This window comes from Enterococcus salsurae (assembly GCF_054784955.1).
Genome location: NZ_BAAHWY010000002.1, coordinates 367,211 through 388,149, shown reverse-complemented (window position 1 = coordinate 388,149; position 20,939 = coordinate 367,211). Strand labels below are relative to the sequence as shown.

At 37.8% G+C, this 20,939-nt stretch carries 18 protein-coding genes and 1 pseudogene; 17 read left to right on the top strand and 2 right to left on the bottom strand.

What is annotated here, in order from left to right; genetic code table 11:
- Positions 1–355 precede the first annotated feature (355 nt).
- The 11 genes and pseudogenes from ACYVRS_RS06165 (at position 356) to ACYVRS_RS06115 (ending at position 11,758) form a co-directional block, all read left to right on the top strand.
- On the top strand, positions 356–1,210 hold the full coding sequence (locus tag ACYVRS_RS06165) for an alpha/beta hydrolase (RefSeq protein WP_461197700.1): 855 nt from the start codon (positions 356–358) through the stop codon (positions 1,208–1,210).
- A 66-nt stretch (positions 1,211–1,276) separates the two neighbouring features.
- Complete coding sequence (locus tag ACYVRS_RS06160; protein WP_461202921.1) at positions 1,277–1,525, top strand: hypothetical protein; 249 nt, start codon at positions 1,277–1,279, stop codon at positions 1,523–1,525.
- 49 nt (positions 1,526–1,574) lie between these two features.
- Positions 1,575–1,823: a hypothetical protein gene (locus ACYVRS_RS06155; protein ID WP_461202919.1), complete on the top strand. Its 249-nt coding sequence runs from the start codon at positions 1,575–1,577 to the stop codon at positions 1,821–1,823.
- A 361-nt stretch (positions 1,824–2,184) separates the two neighbouring features.
- On the top strand, positions 2,185–3,498 hold the full coding sequence (locus ACYVRS_RS06150; RefSeq protein WP_461202917.1) for a peptidoglycan DD-metalloendopeptidase family protein: 1,314 nt from the start codon (positions 2,185–2,187) through the stop codon (positions 3,496–3,498).
- A 343-nt stretch (positions 3,499–3,841) separates the two neighbouring features.
- Positions 3,842–5,033 (top strand): annotated as a pseudogene (locus ACYVRS_RS06145) (IS256 family transposase).
- 357 nt (positions 5,034–5,390) lie between these two features.
- A complete protein-coding gene (locus ACYVRS_RS06140) occupies positions 5,391–8,120 on the top strand; it encodes a sigma 54-interacting transcriptional regulator (protein WP_461202916.1) in 2,730 nt (909 codons plus the stop codon).
- Positions 8,121–8,197: 77 nt separating this feature from the next.
- Complete coding sequence (locus tag ACYVRS_RS06135) at positions 8,198–8,635, top strand: PTS sugar transporter subunit IIA (RefSeq protein ID WP_461202914.1); 438 nt, start codon at positions 8,198–8,200, stop codon at positions 8,633–8,635.
- Positions 8,610–9,092: a PTS sugar transporter subunit IIB gene (locus ACYVRS_RS06130; RefSeq protein ID WP_231435878.1), complete on the top strand. Its 483-nt coding sequence runs from the start codon at positions 8,610–8,612 to the stop codon at positions 9,090–9,092. The genes ACYVRS_RS06135 and ACYVRS_RS06130 overlap by 26 nt, the downstream gene beginning before the upstream one ends.
- Positions 9,093–9,108: 16 nt before the next feature.
- The gene (locus ACYVRS_RS06125) at positions 9,109–9,894 is read left to right on the top strand and encodes a PTS mannose/fructose/sorbose/N-acetylgalactosamine transporter subunit IIC (protein WP_231435876.1); all 786 of its coding nucleotides are present in this window, start codon (positions 9,109–9,111) and stop codon (positions 9,892–9,894) included.
- Positions 9,887–10,684 carry a PTS system mannose/fructose/sorbose family transporter subunit IID gene (locus ACYVRS_RS06120; protein WP_231435875.1) on the top strand — a complete coding sequence of 266 codons (798 nt, stop codon included), beginning with the start codon at positions 9,887–9,889 and terminating at the stop codon, positions 10,682–10,684. Before ACYVRS_RS06125 ends, ACYVRS_RS06120 begins: the two co-directional genes overlap by 8 nt.
- A gap of 18 nt (positions 10,685–10,702) precedes the next feature.
- Complete coding sequence (locus tag ACYVRS_RS06115; RefSeq protein ID WP_461202911.1) at positions 10,703–11,758, top strand: SIS domain-containing protein; 1,056 nt, start codon at positions 10,703–10,705, stop codon at positions 11,756–11,758.
- 929 nt (positions 11,759–12,687) lie between these two features.
- On the opposite strand, the gene ACYVRS_RS06110 is transcribed toward ACYVRS_RS06115, so the two are convergent.
- Both ACYVRS_RS06110 and ACYVRS_RS06105 read right to left on the bottom strand, forming a co-directional pair.
- Complete coding sequence (locus tag ACYVRS_RS06110) at positions 12,688–13,056, bottom strand: iron chaperone (protein ID WP_192415961.1); 369 nt, start codon at positions 13,054–13,056, stop codon at positions 12,688–12,690.
- Positions 13,057–13,159: 103 nt separating this feature from the next.
- Positions 13,160–13,729, bottom strand: a complete 570-nt coding sequence (locus ACYVRS_RS06105; RefSeq protein WP_461202909.1) for a hypothetical protein — start codon at positions 13,727–13,729, stop codon at positions 13,160–13,162.
- Between the two features lie 222 nt (positions 13,730–13,951).
- Between ACYVRS_RS06105 and ACYVRS_RS06100 the strand changes: the two genes are divergently transcribed.
- The 6 genes from ACYVRS_RS06100 (at position 13,952) to ACYVRS_RS06075 (ending at position 20,925) form a co-directional block, all read left to right on the top strand.
- The gene (locus ACYVRS_RS06100; protein ID WP_461202907.1) at positions 13,952–14,446 is read left to right on the top strand and encodes a hypothetical protein; all 495 of its coding nucleotides are present in this window, start codon (positions 13,952–13,954) and stop codon (positions 14,444–14,446) included.
- A gap of 1 nt (position 14,447) precedes the next feature.
- The gene (gene celB / locus ACYVRS_RS06095) at positions 14,448–15,803 is read left to right on the top strand and encodes a PTS cellobiose transporter subunit IIC (RefSeq protein WP_312540610.1); all 1,356 of its coding nucleotides are present in this window, start codon (positions 14,448–14,450) and stop codon (positions 15,801–15,803) included.
- Positions 15,804–15,904: 101 nt separating this feature from the next.
- Complete coding sequence (locus tag ACYVRS_RS06090) at positions 15,905–16,630, top strand: GntR family transcriptional regulator (protein WP_192415967.1); 726 nt, start codon at positions 15,905–15,907, stop codon at positions 16,628–16,630.
- 104 nt (positions 16,631–16,734) lie between these two features.
- The gene (locus ACYVRS_RS06085) at positions 16,735–17,439 is read left to right on the top strand and encodes a demethylmenaquinone methyltransferase (protein ID WP_192415969.1); all 705 of its coding nucleotides are present in this window, start codon (positions 16,735–16,737) and stop codon (positions 17,437–17,439) included.
- 142 nt (positions 17,440–17,581) lie between these two features.
- Complete coding sequence (locus tag ACYVRS_RS06080) at positions 17,582–19,366, top strand: DNA-binding protein (RefSeq protein ID WP_461202905.1); 1,785 nt, start codon at positions 17,582–17,584, stop codon at positions 19,364–19,366.
- A gap of 920 nt (positions 19,367–20,286) precedes the next feature.
- Complete coding sequence (locus ACYVRS_RS06075; protein WP_461197693.1) at positions 20,287–20,925, top strand: hypothetical protein; 639 nt, start codon at positions 20,287–20,289, stop codon at positions 20,923–20,925.
- The last annotated feature ends 14 nt before the right edge of the window (positions 20,926–20,939 follow it).

The following is a 20,939-nucleotide window of genomic DNA, read 5'->3' as shown; positions in this document are numbered from 1 at the left end:
TACGACTTGAAAGTGCTTCGTGTATTAGTGTAATCTATATAATATCATCATAAGAGAATACAAGATTTCTATGGACGGTTGATTAGTTCATATTTAAAGCGCTACATATTGGCTCTTTTTTATTCAACTAAGGCGGTTATATACACGACTTGGTCTGAGGTTTAATGAACAAGTTTAAAAAATTTCAGAAAAAAAGTTGAACAAATAAACTCTTCTTCACACAAAAAAGTAACTAGCCGTCTTAAAGCTAGTTACTTTTTTTCATGTTCCCTCGTAGTAAAAAGATAGACATGATACGATGAAAAGGAACATAGCAGAAGAAAAGGATCATTATGTATAAAGGAGGCAATGCTTCATGCAAAAACACATTGATTTAACTAGGGGAGGATATTTGGATTTATTCTTATTAGCGGATCTGAACCACCATTATCCATTAAAGAAACGTGGCTTGGTCATGGTGATACCAGGGGGTGGTTATCGCTTTACGAGTGATCGCGAAGCTGAGTCAATCGCATTGTGGTTCAATAGTATCGGCTTGAATAGTGTGGTTTTACGTTATCGAACGGATCCGTCTATCCAAAATATTGTGCAGCATGCACTGTTAGAAGCTACTGAAGCAATCCAATATATACGTCAACATGCGCAGGCGTGGTCTGTCAATGACCAATGCATAGGGGTTTGCGGGTTCTCCGCTGGTGGACACATAGCTTTGCAATTGGCAACAAAGCGGCGTCTACTGGCAAAATCGCAGTTGATTGCAAGTGATGATGCGCTTGTTCAAGTCGACTTTGCTATTTGCGGATATCCATTGGTCTATTATACCCAGTCATTGATTGACAACCAAGCTAGTTATGAAAATGAGCAGCTGTCAACACTCTATCAGCGCTACTTCGGCAGTGAAACACCAAGTGAAGATCAGTTGGCTGCCGCAAATCCCATACACTTTTTGTCTGAAGAGACACCACCATTATTTCTATGGCATACGGCTGAAGATGAAGTTGTAGATGTGCAGCAAACCCTTGACTTAGCCAGCGCGGCGCATAAACACCGTGTACCAATCGAAGTTCATATTTTTGAGAAGGGAATCCATGGCATGGCTCTCGCAAATGAAGTGACCGCTTTACATGCAGATGATATCGATCCAGCTGTGGCAGAATGGACTACACTGTGTGCCACTTGGTTACGAAGACATACAAAAAATAGTGAATGAACATGAGAACGTTTTAAAAAAAGTACATTTATAGTATAATAGTAGAAAAAGAACGAGGTGTTGGATATGGACAACAAGTTCACCGGTTATTTTGCCAAACGAAAAAAAGCCAAACTTGACCAGATGCGTAAAAAGAATTGGGATTTGACGCAACAAGGGATCAATCCTCATAAAGGTTGGGGAACGATGGTCGATACTGGATCTGGCGGCTTGAACAATATGAATCGGGACAATCAAGCACAAAATTTTTTGAGTAAAGAAATCGACAACAAACAATTTTTCATCGAAGAAGCCAAACAGATTCGAAAAAATTAAGCGGACTTGATGCAACACGGTCTACGATATGGCAGAAAGAAGGCGCACGATGTGGCGAAAACTCAAAAAGATGATTGACGACCGAAGCACAGCCAAGAAAGAGCGGTTGCGCCGTAAAAATGCTGCTTTACGCGCGCAAGGCAAGGAACCTTTGAAAGGCTGGGGCAAAATGGTGGATTCAGGCTTTGGCGGTTTGAATAAAAATGACACGGCAAGTTCTGCGAAGATAGATAATATCGCTTTTCGTAAACATCAAGCAGAAGAGATTGGGCGGGAAAATAATCGAAACAATCAGTGAGATTAGGAATGAACTGTAAAGCACTTCTAAGCGTTACAATGCGATAAGTAGTTTTAAGGATATTACTGAAAAAATAAAGCTGACAAAGTATACACTGGTTTATTAACGCTTACGTGTATATTTTTTGTCAGTTTTTTTTCTACCGCAAACAATCTTTCACATAATATAATCATATGCTAGATACTGTAAAATAATGTCAAAATTCCCATAAATGCAACTTACATTCCAATAACTGTATAACAATTTGTTTACAACGAGATAACATCTGTTTGCAATCAGATGTTTTTCTTTAGATTCTGCCCACAAATCATCTAATTTCCTTTATCCTGTGGAGAGTGAGTAAAAGGAAAAAGGAGAACATATGAAAAAGACATTAGCATTTGCGGGTTCCTTGATCTTGTTTGCTTTGCCATTGGTTGGGCAAGCAGAAGAAACAGTGGATCAAAAAATCCAACAGCAAATAGATCGTATCAATGATATCAAAGGAAAATCTGCCTCTGTCGAAGCCTACAAGCAAGCAACAGAAAAAGAAATCCAACAAATAGAAGCGGAAATCGCTGCATTATTTGACGAAAAGTCAACAACTGAGCAGCAAGTCAATCAAATCGTGCTAGAGATCCAAACATTAGAGGAAAAAATTGCCAAGCGTACCGAAACATTGGCCAATCAAGCGCGGGATATCCAAGTGTCAGAACCATCTAGCAATATGATGGATTCACTATTGACAGCAGAATCTTTTGGCGAAGTGATTCAACGAGCCATTGCCTCTGTCACGATCATGAATGCCAGCAATAGTATTGTGGAACAACAACAAAAAGATATTGAAACCAGTCAAGCATTGGAAGAAGAATTAACTGCAAAATTAACAGAAATCGACAACAATACACAAACTGTTGAAAAGAAACAAACCGAATTGGCAGATATCCATCTGAATCAAGAAGTGGAGTTGGCGGCGTTAGCCATTTCATTGAATGAAGAAGAGGGAAAGAAAGCTGATTTAGAAAAAGAAAAAGCTGAAGCTGAACGTAAACGGGAAGCTGCTTTGAAACAAAAGGCGGCAGAAGAAGCGCTAGCTAAAGAAGCTGAAGCCGCAGCCAAAGCTGAAGCAGAAAAACAGGCTGCCTTGGAGGCTGAAGCGGAAATAAGTCAATCCAGACAGACACAAAAGCAATCAACGAACACGGCAGCAAAAACAGAAAAAGCAATTGTCTCGACAGTACCAGTGAAAGAATCAGGCGAAAACGATTCAACTGAAACTGAAACACCAACGGTTGCGAGTGGCTGGTCGATGCCTGTGGATGCTGTCCACATTTCCAGTCGTTTTGGTTATCGCTCTGATCCAACGGGTTCATCGGGCAATCAGCATAACGGGATCGATTTTACTGGTGCCAGCGGCACACCGATTTATGCGATGCAAGCAGGTACGGTCGTTGAAGCTGGTTATGGTCCCTCAACTGGAAACTACGTCGTCATCAAACATGACAATGGCATTTACAGTTACTACATGCATTTCAATCAATTGCCTGCAGTTTCTGTCGGTCAAAGCGTGTCAGCGCGCCAGTATATTGGTGGCATGGGGACAACAGGCAATTCGACTGGTGTTCATTTGCACTTAGGTATGGCGACTGGGCTATGGTCAGGATTCTTTGATCCGGCGATTGAATTAGGTCTTTAGCATATAGAAAAAAAACGCTCCTAATTTTTCCGATGTCGCTGAATATAAAACGCTGTTTAGCTATTTTAAGATTTATAGTGCTAAATAAAGGTTGTGACATAAGTTAGATAGTTGTGCTCCTCTATAAAAATATTTGTAGTAGGACAAATGTCACAGCCAATTTTCCTTAATTGATTTATTCTATTTTATCGCATTTTACCCAGATAAATCATTTCGAGTTTCCAATAAATCCTTTCTTCTAATCTTCGGGAGAGTGTAAAATATTTTGTGTAAATAGAAAAAAGGAAGTCCCTTCTGTAGAATAGAGTTACCACAACACATTCACAGAAAAGAGGACTTCCATATGAACGATTTTACTACAGAAATTCTAAAGACTCTAGCGAACAAAGGCGATTTGAATGAATTATTCCGTGTCCATTTGGAAAAAGCTGTCAATACGCTTCTCAAAACGGAGCTAACGGCTTTCCTCGATTACGAAAAGTACGATCGCATTGGTTTTAACACGGGTGATTCTCGTAACGGCTCCTATGACCGTACGGTCAAGACCGAGTACGGGGAACTTCATCTCCAGATTCCGCGCGACCGCAACGGCGAGTTCAAGCAACAGACTGCTCCTGCTTATAGACGGACGAATGATACCTTAGAGGAGACCGTCATTCACCTCTTCCGAAAAGGTATTACCATGTCGGAAATCGCAGACTTGATTGAGAAAATGTATGGGCATCACTACACGCCCTAAACCATGTCCCATATGACTAAATCATTTACGGAAGAAGTCACTTCATTTAAGGAACGTGAGCTTCATGACCGTTATGCCGCTATTTATATGGACGCAACCTATATCCCTTTAAAGCGGAAAACCGTCGCCAAGGAAGCCATTCATATCTCAGTTGGCATTCGCCCGGACGGTTCAAAGAAAGTGTTGAGCTATGCGATTGCACCAACTGAATCTATCACGATTTGGGAAGAGATTTTAATAGACATCCAGGAACGTAGCGTGAAAAACGTCCTCCTTTTCATCACGGATGGCTTAAAGGGGATGGCAGGGGCCGTGCAGGGGTTTTACCCCAAAGCCCGTTTTCAACATTGCTGTGTGCACGTTTCCCGTAATATCAGTCACAAAGTGCGTGTCGATGATCGTAAGGAAGTCTGTGATGATTTTAAAATGGGTGTATCAAGCGTCATCTAAAAAGGCGGCGTTGGAAGCACGTGGTGCTTTTGCGGAAAAATGGAAAATCAGCTATCCAAAAATGGTGGAATCGATTCTTTCGAACGATTACCTGCTCACTTTCTATGATTTTCCATTAGCCATACGCAAGAGTATTTACTCTACGAACTTGATTGAATCCTTTAATAAGCAAATCAAGAAATACAGCCACCGCAAGGAACAGTTCCAAAATGAAGAGTCGATGGAACGTTTCTTAGTCTCGTCTTTTGATACTTACAACCAAAAATTCCTAGGTCGCAGTCATAAAGGTTTCCAACAGGCCGAAGGCGAGCTCGAACAAATGCTGAGTCAACCGATGGAGAATTAGAAACAATCTACAGTAGGAAAGAACCATTTACACAAAATTATTGACGCTCCCAGAAGGACTAGATAATCTCATAAGGTTATCCAGTTCTTTTTTTCTAAAAAAGCTATACATTTTGAAAGAATAGCAAAAAATCGCTTAGATTCAATTCTTCCTGATAGTACATATTTGTAAATAGTTGTCTTTATTCAATGCATCGATAAACTATTTTGTTCGAAACTCCTTTTGTGCCTACAATAATAGTAGTAACTTGACTTGGTGATACCCCTTTCCCAAGATAAAAACCAATATACATGCTTTTAGTGGTATACTTTTTGTATTATCTTCATTGAGCGAAGTTGAAAATAAAGAGGTGGGACAATGAATGTTGAAGCAGAAATGACTCAGTGGAGTCAAGAGTTGTGTAGAGATATGACTAAGAAAACATATGATTCATCCTTATTTACGACTGAAGACATTGAAAGATCTTTTTCTTTCAGTCGTACACAGGCAAGTCGTTTGGCAAATCAATTAGTTGATAATCATGTATTATTCAAAATAAATACACGACCAGTACTTTTTGGTCATCGGGAAATGTTTCAAGAAAAGTTTGATATTTTAATAGATCAGAAGATTAATTCTTTGAAAGAACTGTCAGAAATCATTGATAAAGTACCAGTGAATCGAGTTTTTGAGAAAGTGATTGGTTTTGATAAAAGTTTAGCAGAACCGATTGAACAATTAAAAACAGCTGTTTACTATCCAGAAAACGGCCTTCCTGTTATCGTAATGGGTGACACAGGAATTGGAAAAAGTTTTTTTGTACAAATTATGTATGAATATATGGTGAATGCGCAAGTATTATCTGAAAAAGCGCCTTTTAAAATATTAAATTGTGCTCAGTATTACAATAATCCCGAACTATTATCCGGTCTATTATTTGGATTTTCTAAAGGGGCGTTTACTGGTGCATACGAAAATAAAAGCGGTTTATTAGAAGATTCAGACGGGGGGTTGCTTTTTTTAGATGAAGTACATCGGCTAAGTGCAGAAGGACAAGAAAAACTGTTTACTTTTATGGACAAGGGTACTTTTTCGAGGATTGGTGAATCAAAGGAAAGAAAGGCATCTGTTCGGTTGGCATTTGCGACCACAGAAAAAAAAGATCAATTCCTACAAACCTTTCTTAGAAGGATTCCTATAACCATTTATTTACCAAATCTCAGTGAGCGTACAATATTAGAGAAAAAAGAAATTATCACAAAACTTTTTCAAGTTGAAAGCAAACGATTGGACAAACAAATAGTTGTGAGTTCGCAAGTAATGTTTATTTATCTGAACACAATTTATTCAGGAAATATTGGGGAGATTGAGAATGCAATCAAATATGCATGTGGTAGCGCTATCTCCCGGTGTGGATATTCTGAATCTATCAATATTACCATCAGAGATTTACCTTCCACAATGTATAGCTTTTCTCGTAATAAATATACCCAACATTATAATGAAACAGAAGATTACATTTTCGACGGGAATAAACACACATCTTTGGAGAACAATATTCGTCAAGACTTGGATGCATTTACTCAGCGATTGAATCAAATTTACCTGTCTCAAGACCGCACTGCGAGCCAAGAGAAAATACGATCTTTGATTGATCAACAAGTTGTAGAATTTATTGACCGAATGATTTTTTCGAATTCCAAAAAAGAGACGGTTGCTTTGGAAGAGTTTGTTATACAGACGATGCAAGAATTATTTCGAGATATTGAATATCAGACATTCTTTCAGTATGATGGTAGTTTCGTTTTATTTGTTTCACACTATATATATAAATACATGTTACGATCTACAGATGCGAATCAATCTTTAGAATTTTTATTAGAAGACTATATTTCTCAATATTATGCGAAAGAAAAGCAAATGTTAAAGAAAATTTTTCCTGAAATTGAAAGACGTTTGGATATCCATTTTGACTCTTTGGATTTGGATTTATTCTCACTTTTTTTCTCTACACAAAAGCATGTCAAAAATAATAAAGATCTCGATGGACTGATTATTGCGCACGGTTTTGCTACTGCTAGCAGTATAGCAAATGTATGTAATCGTATGTTAGGGGGGAAAGTGTTCACAAGTTTTGATATGCCTATTGAAGCATCAATTCATGACATTTCGGCAAAAGTTGAAGAGTACATAAGGGAAAACAATACGAATAAAGGGTTAATAATTCTTATCGATATGGGTTCTTTAAATATGATTTATGACTTGATGAAAAAGACAGTTTCAGTTCCAGTGCTCTGTATGGATCAATTAGGTACATTGATGGCATTAGAAATTGGCAATATGGTTCTTCAAGGCCTATCAATAGGAGAAATCGCGGAAAGAATGAAAGAATCTAATACACCGAATGTTCAATTATTTGAACCAAAAAATGATCGAAAGAAAGCAATCATTACCACATGTTTTACTGGAATAGGTACGGCTATTCAGATTCAAAAAATGCTCTCAGATTGTTTAGATGGTCTGCTTGAAATAGAGATTTTTCCAATGGAGTATAATGAATTGATCAAGCAAGGAATACCTGAAACTATCTCTCAGTACTATGATTTACTGGGCATCGTTGGTACGGACGATCCTTCATTAACAGGAATAAATTTTACCTATCTTGAAAACATTATTTCAGGAGAAAATATTCAGCAAATCACAGAAACTTTTGGTGGCATGCTAGATACAAAAGGCCGGGAAATCGTGAATGATCGAATGGTTAAAAACTTTTCTCTCATTCGTGTATTGGAGTCTTTAACGATTCTGGATACTCAAAAAATAATGGAATTAATTGAAGTACTTATAGTTGAATTAGAAGAACGTTTGTCACTAAAATTGAAGAATGCACGAAAAATCGGGTTGTATGTTCATATTTCTTGTATGATTGAACGTCTGATTCGTCAAGTAGAAATTACTGAGTTTTCAGATCTCGAGTCATTCGTTTTTGTCCATCAAAGAGAAATAAAAACCATCAAAGATGCAATTAGTGTGCTTGAAACCACATATAGTGTGCAAATACCTTTGCCAGAAATCTGTTATATTCATAATATTTTGTTTTTAGATTGATAGGACAGCTTTTTTTAGCGTGCCAATAGTTGGCACGCTTTTTGCTTTACTAAAAGTGTAACTAGGAGGATGATGAGATGAAATATTTAGTAGCGACTCATGGTACATTTTCACAGGGAATTGTCGACAGTTTAAAATTAATTGTGGGGGAGGAGGTAAGGATTGACTTTTTTTCAATGACAAAAGATAAGGCAAGTGATGTCGCTGAAAGAGAGACAAGCGAATATTTAGATAAGAATCAAGGTGAATTGGTGGTTTTGACAGATGTTTTGGGTGGTAGTGTGGCCAATTTGTTTACCAATCATTTGTTACATGGGTATAACTTTCAGCTGGTAACTGGTGTGAATTTACCTATGTTGCTCTCATTGATTTTATCCGAAGAGGCGTTGACCTATTCAGTGGATGAATGGATTCAAAATGGGTTAGAGGAAGGTAAGAATGGTATTCTTCATATAAACCAATTAATCTTAGAACAAGGAGGACAAAACAATGACGATATCTTTAGTGAGGATTGATGATCGATTGATTCATGGACAGGTTGCATTTGGTTGGACAACTTCTTTAGGAGTCAATACGATTTTAGTAGTAAATGACGAAGCGAAAAATGATCCTATGAAATCTATGGCCTTAAACTTGGCAAAACCCTCGAATGTTGTGTTGTATATTCGCGGTGTAATGGAGTCTGGAGAAATTGTTCAAAAATTTGCAACATCAAAAAAAAGTAATGTATTGGTTTTAATTAAAAATACTGAAGATGCGCGCAAACTAATTGAACACTCTGGTGGTGTGATTGACTCGCTCAACATCGGGGGCTTACGTTATGAGGAAGGTAAAAACAAAATTACTGATCTTATAGCAGTGGATGAACAAGATATCGAAAATCTCAAATCCATTCAAGAAAAAGGTGTTTCAATAGAGTTTCGCATGTTGCCTCGGGATAAGAAGAAGTTGTTTTCAGATTTTAGCTTTTAGAAAAGGAGGTTTTATAATGTTTGTTCAAGCAACAATGTTAGGGTTGATTGCTGGTATTGGCATATTAGATGGTAGGATTTTTGGTCAAATGATGTTCGATCGCCCACTCGTTACTGGACTATTGGTTGGATTGGTTTTAGGTGATGTAAAGACTGGTATTATCATTGGTGCACAACTTGAATTGATTTGGATGGGGATTGCCGGCATAGGGGCATCCACACCGCCAGATGTTGTGACCGGAGGGATTTTGGGAACTGCATTTGCAATTTTATCCAATAGCGGTGTTGAAGTTGCGTTGGCATTAGCGGTACCAATTGCTGTTTTGGCTCAGACACTAGGTGTTTTGGTTCGAATCATCAATGCTTATTTTACCCATAAGGCAGATAAATATGCGAAAGAAGTAAATTATAAAGGCTTAGCTTTATGTATGTGGGTTCCAGTTTCTCTCTTTTTCTTAAGTACATTTTTACCAACGTTTTTGGCAATTCTATTCGGTGCAGATAAAGTAACAGGCTTAATTGAAGCAATTCCTAAAGTTGTATTGGATGGATTATCTGTAGCCGGAAACTTACTTCCAGCAATTGGATTTGCTTTATTATTAGACATGCTCTTTTCTAAAAAAATGGCACCATTTTTCTTCTTGGGGTTCTTAGCAGCTGCTTACGGAGGTCTAAATATCACAGCTATTGCGTTGATTGGTGCTTGTATCGCAGTGATTATACACTTCTATATCGAGCAAAAGAAAGAGAATGATCCCAGTGCTCCAGATAATTTAACGGAAGGAGAGATTGATTTTGAATAAGGTTGAAAAAAAGCAGTTGAAAAGTGTGTTCTGGCGATCATTTGCACTTCAAGGAGCCTTTAATTATGAAAGAATGCAAAATGTAGGTTACATGTATGCGATGATACCCGTCATCAAAAAACTTTATACCAAAAAAAGTGATCAAGCGGAAGCTATCACACGGCACTTAGAAATATTTAACACGACGCCCGCAGTTGTACCAACAATCATGGGCATTAGTACTGCGATGGAAGAAGAAAATGCGAATAATCCAGCCTTTGACGTACAGTCAATCAATGCTGTGAAAGCCTCCTTGATGGGTCCATTAGCCGGTATTGGGGACTCTATATTTTGGGGAACTGTCAGAATCATCGCTGCTGGTATTGGCGTATCGATTGCAAAAGATGGAAATATTTTTGGACCTATACTATTTTTGATTTTATATAACTTACCTAACTTTTTAGTCAGAATTTTCGGATTGAAGCTAGGATATCAAGTTGGAGTTAATTCTTTAGAGCGTATTCAAAAAGAAGGATTGATGGACAAAATTATGTCAGTAGCAACCATTATTGGTTTATGTGTTGTTGGCGGCATGGTAGCGACCATGCTAAATATCACAACGCCATTGACTTGGAATATCAGTGGTGCAGAAATTGTTGTTCAAGATATTCTGGATCAAATATTGCCTAAAATGTTGCCTTTGGCCTTTACATTTGGTGTTTATAAATTGTTAAAGAAAACAAGTATAACAAAAATCACGATATGCATCATTGTTTTTGGGATTGCGGTTCATTTTATCGGAATATTATAATATTGGAGGAGAATACGAATGATATCAATAGAAGAATATTTACAGGAAACGCCTAAGAAAATGAATGAAATCATAGAAAAAAGTGAAGCGCTATTTGCAAAAATAAAAACGGAAAATATTGATCATATCTACTTAACAGGATCTGGGACAAGCTATCATTCCGCGCTGCAAATGGCACCACAAATGCAGAAAATTTTGCAAATTGAGGTTACTGCAGTCTATCCGTTCATGATTACTGAAAGTACTTTTTTGGGAAATACACAAAATACGCTCGTTGTAGGTATTTCTCAAGGAGGAAGTTCTTATTCGACTTATAACGCAATGAAACTAGCCAAAAGTAAAGGATGTATCACTGCATCAATGGCTGGTGAAACGGAAGCTTTTATTGATGAGATGGCAGATTACATTTTAACGGTATATTGCGGTCCTGAGAAGGCGGGTGCGAAAACGAAAGGTTTCTACTGTACGAAATTGAATCTTTTACTAATGGCTTTGTATATTGGACTAGAGAAAGGAACAGTTTCCTTAGATAATTTCGACAAACAGATCAAGTTTGTTAAAGATACTGCCAAACAATTTGATGGTGTTTATAATCAGTCTTTACAATGGATTACTGCAAATCAAGAACAGTTAGTTCATGCAAAAGAAATACGTATTACAGGACCAGCCACATTATATGGTGATGTGCTAGAAAGTGCACTTAAACTATTAGAAACTATGCGGTGTCCAGTAAGTGGTTATGAGTTTGAGGAATTTATTCATGGAATTTACAATGCAATCAATGAAGATTCGATGGTATTTATTCTAGATAATGGCGAAGAGCAAAGATCGACAAAAATGAAGGAAGTTTTATCTGAGTGGTCAGATCATATTTTCTTGATTACAACTTACGAATCAGATAAAGCTGATCTTGTTTTGCCAGCTGCTTCAGAACCATCCTTTGCAACATTTACAAGTATTATATTGTTCCAGCTTATTTGTGCAAAAATTCCGCAACTAAGAGGCGTCGATCCTTCAGTTCCGAAAGATCCTCAATTTCATATGAAATTAGGTAGTAAAAAATTTAATCATTGATTTCATTACTGAAGTTTTAACAAACAAATCAATTTAAATGGAGAGTGAAATAAGATAGTTAGTTTCGTCCTCGATAAAAACAAAATGCACTCGAAAATATTGGTTCTACAACTTTTAGTGTTGGTGGGAAATCTTAGGATTTCCTACCAACATTATTTCTTTATAAAAAAGTATAGAAAAAGAGATCCAATTGGTAGAATTTAGTCGTCTAAAACAAATTGATTATAAGTGGCGTTTTGTAAATTGTACGCTAGCTTTATTTGAACATTCATCATATGATTTTCTTTTATGCGCATGAAAGTAGTGTCATGATGGGTCTATTAATAGCTATTTTTGTCACCTGTAATAGGAAACTGATCTTGATGTTCAATCAGCATTTCTCGTTTTTCGTTTAATTTGCATACTTGACTTTTTAGCGTTCGGAGCTTTTTTTTGCGGGATTAGGCGAAATTTGTTTCGTTGACTTGGTTTCTTTTTCAATTTCATCCATTCTCAGTTCCGGCTATTGTACATGAACAAAGCCAAAATCAAGGTTGGCTCAATAGACTATAGTTGATTCATATCTGTTGTCAGCAGGCTATGTAAAAATGAACAGCAATATCAATAGATAGAAGAGGCAATCTCCGAGAAGTGGCCACAGCACTTTCTTAGTAGATTTAGAAAACAGAAAACAGTCAATTGCAAATAGCAAGATCACTGTGGATAAAGCATACGACAAGGAGGGCTGTTGCCAGATGATGTAAATGACATTGCCAATCAATGCACAAAGATAGGCACTATACGCAAGGCGATAGTTTTGCGGAATCAATCGAAGATTTCCTAACATGGGTTCACTTCCTACAAATAGTTTTACTTGCATAGTATCATGTATTATTTATCAAGACAATAAAAAACGACCAATAAAATATTGATCGTTCAGATTTATTCGATTATCGCCAAAAAGTCGTCATGTCTGCTTTGTCTGCCAAATTAAAGGCAATCATCTTAAAAATCAACGCTTCATCAATTGATTGTGTCCATTTGATACGAAAAATATTGTCGGTATGACTATATCCCGCTGCCTCGATTTCAGAGATGAATTGATTCAAGCAAGCTGTTTCTGGAGACACTGAAAAATGTGGTTTTGATACACTGATGCCTAATATAAATGTTTGATGACTTGTAAACATTGGTTGTCCCCATTTGATAACAGGCTGCAGATCAGGAAATTCATCCAATATATGTGAAAATAAAGTCCGCAGTTTATCTTGTTTATCATGTTCTGTGATCTTAGCAAGAAATGCTTCTAAATCTTCCATCGTATACACTCCTTCGACTGACTGTCCTTTTAGTTGAAGTGTACGTGGTGAGCGATCAAAAGGCAATTAGAACGCATGTTATCGATTGATTGCAAGGGATTTGTCAGCTTTTGCTGGCAAGATAGCCTTTGATCAAGAAGTTTTCACGATGGTAGAGGTCAAAGGCTTGAATGAGTTTGAAAGGAATCGTTTGTTTTGTATGGAACGTGTAGTCTTCAAAGTCCAATAAATTCAAGACAATATTTTCTTGGTCTAAGAGTGCGATTGTCCCTGTGAATACTTGATCTTCATAGGTGAGGATGTTGATGAGCTGTTTTTTTTGTAATAGTTGATTGAACAGCGCAAAAATCGTGTCAAACCGTTGCTCATTCAATTGGGCCTCAAGCTGATAAGGATCGAATAATTGATGTTGCTTATTATAGTCAATATAGTAAGTAAACGCGTCAAGATAGGCAGTATTGTCCTTTAGCAAGGTAATGTCCTCGACTTTTCGCAGCTGGATACTTTCTAAAGAACCAGTCAAATTGATGGAGTTGAAAATAAAATAGCCTTGGTCAAGTGGTTGAATGATAAAGCCGACTGAAAAATAAGGATCTTCGATTGCATCGATGTCCGCTGTATAACACTCGACTAATTTGTGTTGATCATTGACAAATGCAAATGGCTCAGCCATTTAATAAACCTTCTTTCTACAGTCTATTTGGTGAATAGATCGGGATGTCGTTCCCTTATTATTAGCATAGCAAAATCTGTCAAATAATCAATCTCTTCCAGAGAAACAATAAAAACAGTTTAAAGTAATCGGTTGCAATTGAAAAATTATATGCTAAAATAGAACTTGTTCGAACAAGTTGTTGGGCGAACATCTGCAAATAAATTGAAAGGAGGAAATGAAATGAAAAACAGCAAACCTGTTTATAGTCTGAGCAAACAACAAGTTGCCCAAAATAGTATGCGCTTTAATCGATTTATGTTCTTTCGTTATGTAACTGCACTTTTTTTCTTCGTCAATCTTTATTGGACAATCTTGAGTATCGCCCATTGGACAGTTGCTGGTATGATTCCAATCCTGCTAATGGCCATGGACGGCTGTATTTTGGTGGAGCAAACACAAAAATATTGGCAGCAATCGAATCGTTTGAAGGTGACCAAATGTGGTCTATGGATACAAGTGGTGATTAATCTCATAGGAGTTATTTTCGCATTGATAGGACAAACACAGTATATTGTCCCATTTATGAATCAGACAGGGCGTTGGCTCTTGCTTGGTCTGTTTACGCTAGGTCTGCTGATTTGTTTATATGCACAACGCAAGATCTGGTTGATCGAGCATGATCAAGATAAATATTTAGCATATTTGAAAGCGTTTGAAGGAACGGGAGGAAAATAAGATGGATACAGAAAATAATAAAATGTTTGACTTTTTAGATCGTTACTTAATGGGACCAATGGGGAAAATCTCGCAATTGAGGATCGTACGAGGTGTGATGGCTGCCGGTATGGCATCGATCCCTTTTACGATCGTGGGATCAATGTTCTTGATCATTAGTGTTTTACCTCAAAGTTTTCCAGCATTGGAAAGTATTTGGGCGGCTTCTTTTGATAAAATTGAAAGCTTATATATGCTTGGTAATACTGCTACGATGGGGATTTTGGCGTTATACTTCTGTTTAGTTTTTGGTTATGAGTATACGAAGATCCAGGCACAAGAGGAAAAATTGGTTCTTAGTCCAGTCAATGGTGCTTTATTGTCTATGATGGCTTTCTTTATGTGTTTACCGCAATTGGTTTTTGAAGGCGGTATGGCTACATTGGTCAATGTTGTCTCAGATGATCAAAAAATCATCGATGGTTGGGAGATGGCAGGTGGTGTAACACGTCTGGGTACAACAGGAATCTTTACAGCGATTATTATGGCGATAATCGCAGTCAAAGTCTATGCATTTTGTGTAAAGCGCAAGATTTATATCAAAATGCCGGAAACAGTACCAACTGGTGTTTCAACATCATTTACAGCATTGATTCCGACAGCTCTGATTGCATTGATCGTCATTATTATCAATGGTGCTTTGGTAGGATTAGGTACGGACATCTTTAAAGTGATTGCTGTCCCATTTAGTTTCGTTTCTGGATTGACAAGCAGTTGGTTAGGCTTATTGGTGATTTACTTCTTTATGCATGCTTTATGGATCGTAGGTATTCATGGTGCAACGATCGTAACATCATTTTTAACACCAATTGTTTTATCCAATATGGTAGAAAATCAAAATGGTGCCAATATCGCTTTTGCAGGTGAATTCAACAATAGTTTTGTAACGATCGGCGGATCAGGTGCAACTTTAGGTATGGTTATCTTTATTGCGTTCTTTGCTAAGTCGGCACAATTAAGTGCTTTAGGAAAAGCAGCGATTGTCCCTTCATTCTTTAACATCAATGAACCGATTTTGTTCGGTATGCCTGTAGTATATAACCCTTATACAGCGATTCCGTTTTTCTTGGCGCCAATGGTTTCGATGTCAGTAGCATATTTTGGTATTTCTTGGGGATTTGTGAATCCTCCAATCGCTCAAGTAGCTTGGCCGACGCCAATAGGACTTTCCGGTTTTATCGGTTCTGGTGGTGACTGGCGTGCGTTCGTATTAGCTTTGATCTGTGCAGCGGTGGCCTTCTTGATTTGGTTCCCATTCATCAAAATGTATGATGGTAAATTATACAATGAAGAACAAAACAAAGCGACAAATATCTAATTTGAACAATTCAATCCGAAAGCCGGCTATCAAAAAAATAGCTGGCTTTTTATCTGGAAATCGTGTACATATTGAGTAGTAGAAATAAGGGAGCGAGGAAAATGGAAAAACCAACGATCGATCAATTGGTGGCAGAATTGATTCGAGGAATAGATAGTCATGATCTAGCAAATGATGCAGGGAAGTTGCCCAGTGAGCGTGAATTGTTGGCGCGCTATGCGGTTTCTCGGTATACATTGCGCCAAGCGCTGAATAAATTGAGCAAAATGGGCCGGATCTATCAAATGCAAGGACGGGGTTCATTTGTCAGAGCGCAAACGGATCCTGCTGCTTTGAAACAAGGTGAGCTAGGCTCCAATGAAGATTTGACTCGAGGGGAGAAGAACATCCAGACTGTTCAGTTTCTTAAGCGCGAGGTCACCAGTTCAGAAGCGCTGTTCTTGCCAAGCCAAATACAATTTGCCTATGATCAGCGTTTTATTGAAGTGCAACGCTACCGCACATTGGATGGTCAACCTTACTTGATCGATCATTCTTATTATCTTGCTGACAGGGTCGGGCAGATGTCAGATGAGATGGTACAAGGGTCGATCTTTGAAGCACTGGCTAAAGAAAAGCAGTTGGAAGTCGGTTTCATTGATAAATTTATCGAAAGTGGCGCATTAACTGCAGCACAAGCAGCATTCTTTCACTTAGAAGCAGGCATGCCCACATTGATCGTACGGGATGATAGTTACCTCAAAAATGGAGAATTGCTGGCATTCTCAAAAATTTACTACGACTATCGGTTGGCCACACTGTATATGCACAAAAAAATAGTCAAATGAACCCTGCTTAAGCAGCAAAGTTCGAATCTTTGTTCATTCCTCTTGTTCATGATAGACTTAAAAAAATCATGAAAACGCCTTTATTGAAGCGAGGAGGAACTACAATGGCACTTCCCAGCAAGGAACTTAAAGTGCATCAAGTGTTCGAACGAATTGCACCGCAATATGATCCAATGAATAGTCTGATTTCTTTTCGTCTGCATAAGCATTGGCGGAAAGATGTGATGAAGCGTATGTCTGTAAAGAAAGGCAGCGACGTCTTGGATGTTTGCTGCGGCACAGGAGATTGGAGTTTGGCCTTGGCAAATGCTGTGGGTCCTTCTGGTCACGTGACGGGGGTCGACTTTAGTGAACAAATGCTGCTGATTGCCAAAGAAAAAAATAGCGCAGAGGATGCAGCTGCCATCGATTGGCAATTAGGCAATGCAATGCAGCTGTCTTTTCTCGCTGATCAATTTGATTATGTGACGATCGGGTTTGGTTTACGGAATGTCGCAGATCATCAGCAAGTCTTACAGGAACTATACCGCGTGGTGAAGCCTGGCGGTACCGTGGTTTGTCTGGAAACATCACAACCTGAAATGATGGGATGGAAACAACTGTTTCGTTTTTACTTTCATTATATTATGCCTTTTTTTGGCAAGATTTTCGCAAAGAGCTTTCAAGAGTATGCTTGGCTGCAAGAATCTGCCAGATCATTTCCCGCCAAAGAGCAGTTGCGGGCTGATTTTGAGGCGGCGGGTTTTCGGGATGTGCGCATCAAAAGCTATGCAGGAGGCGTCACTGCTATGCATATGGGAACTAAGTGAAAATCCAAAGAGATAAATCAATCAACCATTGAAGTCGCTGCGCGCGGGCTTCGGTGGTTTTTATTTATCCTTCTAAAGATGGATAGACAAAATAGTTGTTTTGCTCAATAATGAACTATAGGGAAATGAAAGGAGAAAAGTGATGTTTATTGACTTTATGCAATTAACCATCTTATTTGGATTAGGGATCTTGGGCACCAACGTATTGTTGGCGATCCTGCAAAAAGGCAAGAAGAAACCCATAATGATCTTGACGATTGGCGAGCTGCTGATTTTAGCGGGGATTATTTACGTAGTGCTGCCAAGCAAAACACTGTCTTCGATCTTATGGATCAATTTGATCGGTGTCTTAATGGCAAGCATGCTTTTATGGTTGTTGGGATACATTCAATCCGGTCAGCTTGGAACTGAAATCAAAAATGCCAAACAAAAGAAAGTAGTCAATCCGCCGAAAAAATCAATGACTTTGGCACCTCAATTATTTTGGCTGGCTATTGTTGCTGCATTGTTATTAGGGGGAATCAGTGGAATCACACGCATTGTGTCTACTGAGTCAATCTATGCTACGATTCCAGCAAAGACCGAAGAGCAGGCAGAAACGCTGACGTCGACGAAAGAAACGCCGATAGCGATCGCGCCTGATACCGCAAAACGAAAAATGCTGCAAAAATTTTCAGTGATCCCCAACTCCAATATGTTCACGTTGGACGGGATCACAGCACAAACCATCAATGGCGAATATGTCTATGTGGCCACGCTGGAATACAATGGGTTTTGGAAATGGTTCAAACTCAAAGAAATTCCCGGCTATTTTAAAATCAGTGCCACAGATATCAATGCTCAACCTGAATTTGTCAGCAAACCGTTGCACTATACACCTTCAGCTTATTTCAATGAAGATGCTGGACGAAAAATCTATGCCGCTTTTCCAGGTTATGGCGCATTAGGCACGATTAATTTGGAAATCGATGAAGCAGGGAATCCATTTTATGTACAAACATTGTACAAGGAATATGGTGTCACGGGTTTGATGCATTTTGATCATTTCAAAACAGCGGTCTTAAATGCTGAAACCGGTGAGGTCAACCTTTATGATAGTGAAAAAGCCCCAAGCTTTATTGATGCGCCGATCACTTCTGCGGCAGCCAATCGCTTGAATGAGTATTATGGCCGGTATAGCCAAGGCTGGTGGAACCAATTTATTTTCGGTGCGAAGAAAGATGTCAAAATTCCAACAGAAAATGGCATTTATGCGTCTGGTCAAATCACCCCGATGTTGAACAAAGACAGTGAATTGATGTATTTCACTGATTTCACCAGTGATGACAGCAACCAAGATTCTGCATTAGGCTACTCTTTGATCAATGCACGCACAGGACAACTGACCTATTATCGCGATACTGATGTAGGCATCATGGATAGTGATGGCGCCATCTCGATTGCGTCTAAAATATATCCTGAGAAAAAATGGAAAGCGGAAATGCCTGTTCTGTATAATATCGACGGTGTCCAGACCTGGATCGTTTCATTGATGGATTCAAAAGGAATCTTCAAGAAATACGTCTACATCAATGCTATTGATAATGATATCGTCATTGATGCGGATACGGCGCAGACTGCCCTCGACGCCTATCGCATTGAGCTAGCTACCAGCGGCAGCAATAATCAAAGCAGTGATCCAGCCAACATGGCTGAAAAACAGGGCACCGTACAACGGGTCCAATTATTGACGGGTACCAGCCAAACGGTGATCTCCTTCCTATTAGAAGATGATCCCATCATCTATAGTGTCAATATCAATAACTCACCCTACGCACAATTCTTGCAAGTCGGCGATCAAGTGACATTCCAAGCCAATGTGACAGCCGATATGACCGCGGCAAGTATTGAGTCACTGACGATTGAAGGCGTACCAGATAATCAGTAATGTTGTTCATGGCTATAATATAGAGCAGTTAAAAAGTCGCCTTTTTAACTGCTCTATTTTTTTGGAGTTATTATAACTCCTGCTATTTGCATGTTAAGACAACCAAAAATGTTCAAAAATGAATATTTTGATTGTCGAATTTTGACACTATACAAAGTAAAAATACATTGTGGACCCAAATGATAATATGAGAAAAAAATAATCTTGATTTAGACTTAAATATCTTTTTTTTTAGCCGATAGCATATTTGTGTCGTTTGGCTTTTAATTGGTAAGATATTTTGAATGATGGATCATTGTGTTAAAGATAGATAAATACTTTTAAATCAGTAGTTAGATAGGTTGGATAGCTATTGGTTGTTATTCAATAATTGCAGATCGTCAAGCCTAAGGATGATCCTAAGTCCTAGATTTTTACACATTTATTTCGAAAATGGTTAAAATTTAAACTAGTTTACTAAATAAACGTAAGTTTTTTAATCAAATTCTAATGTAATAAAAGATGAATATTTAATGCTTTATTGTATATTTTTCCGGAATGAATCCATCACTGAATTTCGTTTTTATTTATCGTTATTTTAACCGAATAAATCACAGCAATATTTTCGAGAAAACAGTGTATTTTTATGATTCCGTTCTCACTTGTTGAATTTAAAGGTCTATGCACAGTTTATTTGCCAGCTAAATAAATTTTAAAAAACATATCGATCGCAAAATAGTTATAAAGTATTTTTTTAAATGGTTGAATTTTAATAATTATATGTACCGATAAATTATTCGTCTTGTATAAAACCTTTATTGTGAATATTTTGTCTAGCGTTATAAAATTAAAAATGCTGTTTTTCCTTGTTGTCATAAGGTTTTTCCTTTGCTATACTTTAGAACGTTGAGCTTAGAAGACACATAAAAAGGAGAATAAAAATGTTTAATCACAAACAACAAAAAGGCGAAGGAAATGCAAAGCGCAAGAGCAACCGTTATTCAATTCTGATGCTGGCACTTATTTTTATCGGGTTTGCTACTTACGGCACATATGCTTATTTTACAGATAGTACGAGTGTGGGTTCTGAAATCAAATTATCGACTGGTACAGTTAGTTTGGCTAATGATACTAAAAGTGATGAGTGGGAATATGGTCATATCGCGAGTTACAGTGAAAATAAACAAATTTCTAATAAAAAAGGAAATTATTTTAGTAATGCGCAACCCGGTGATACGTTTACGTTAACCAAAACTGTACAATATACAGGTACCTTAGATGCAAAAGTATTTTATACAGTTAGCCAGGATCTTCAAGACCAATTAAAAATAAGTGGAATGAGTATGAACATTGAGGTATTAAGCGGAAAAGATCAATCGACAGCAACAAATATATCTGGCAATAAATTTGCTATCTATCCGGATGAGTATATTTTCATAAGCATAGTCATCACTATTGATCCTCAAAGTGCTGAAAAATATGGTGATTCGACAGGTAGAAATATGGTTTCCAATAGTTTTGATTTATCAAAAGCTTCTGAAGCCATTAATATAACTGTAGAACAAAACACAAATAACTAATTTTAAAAGGCGGG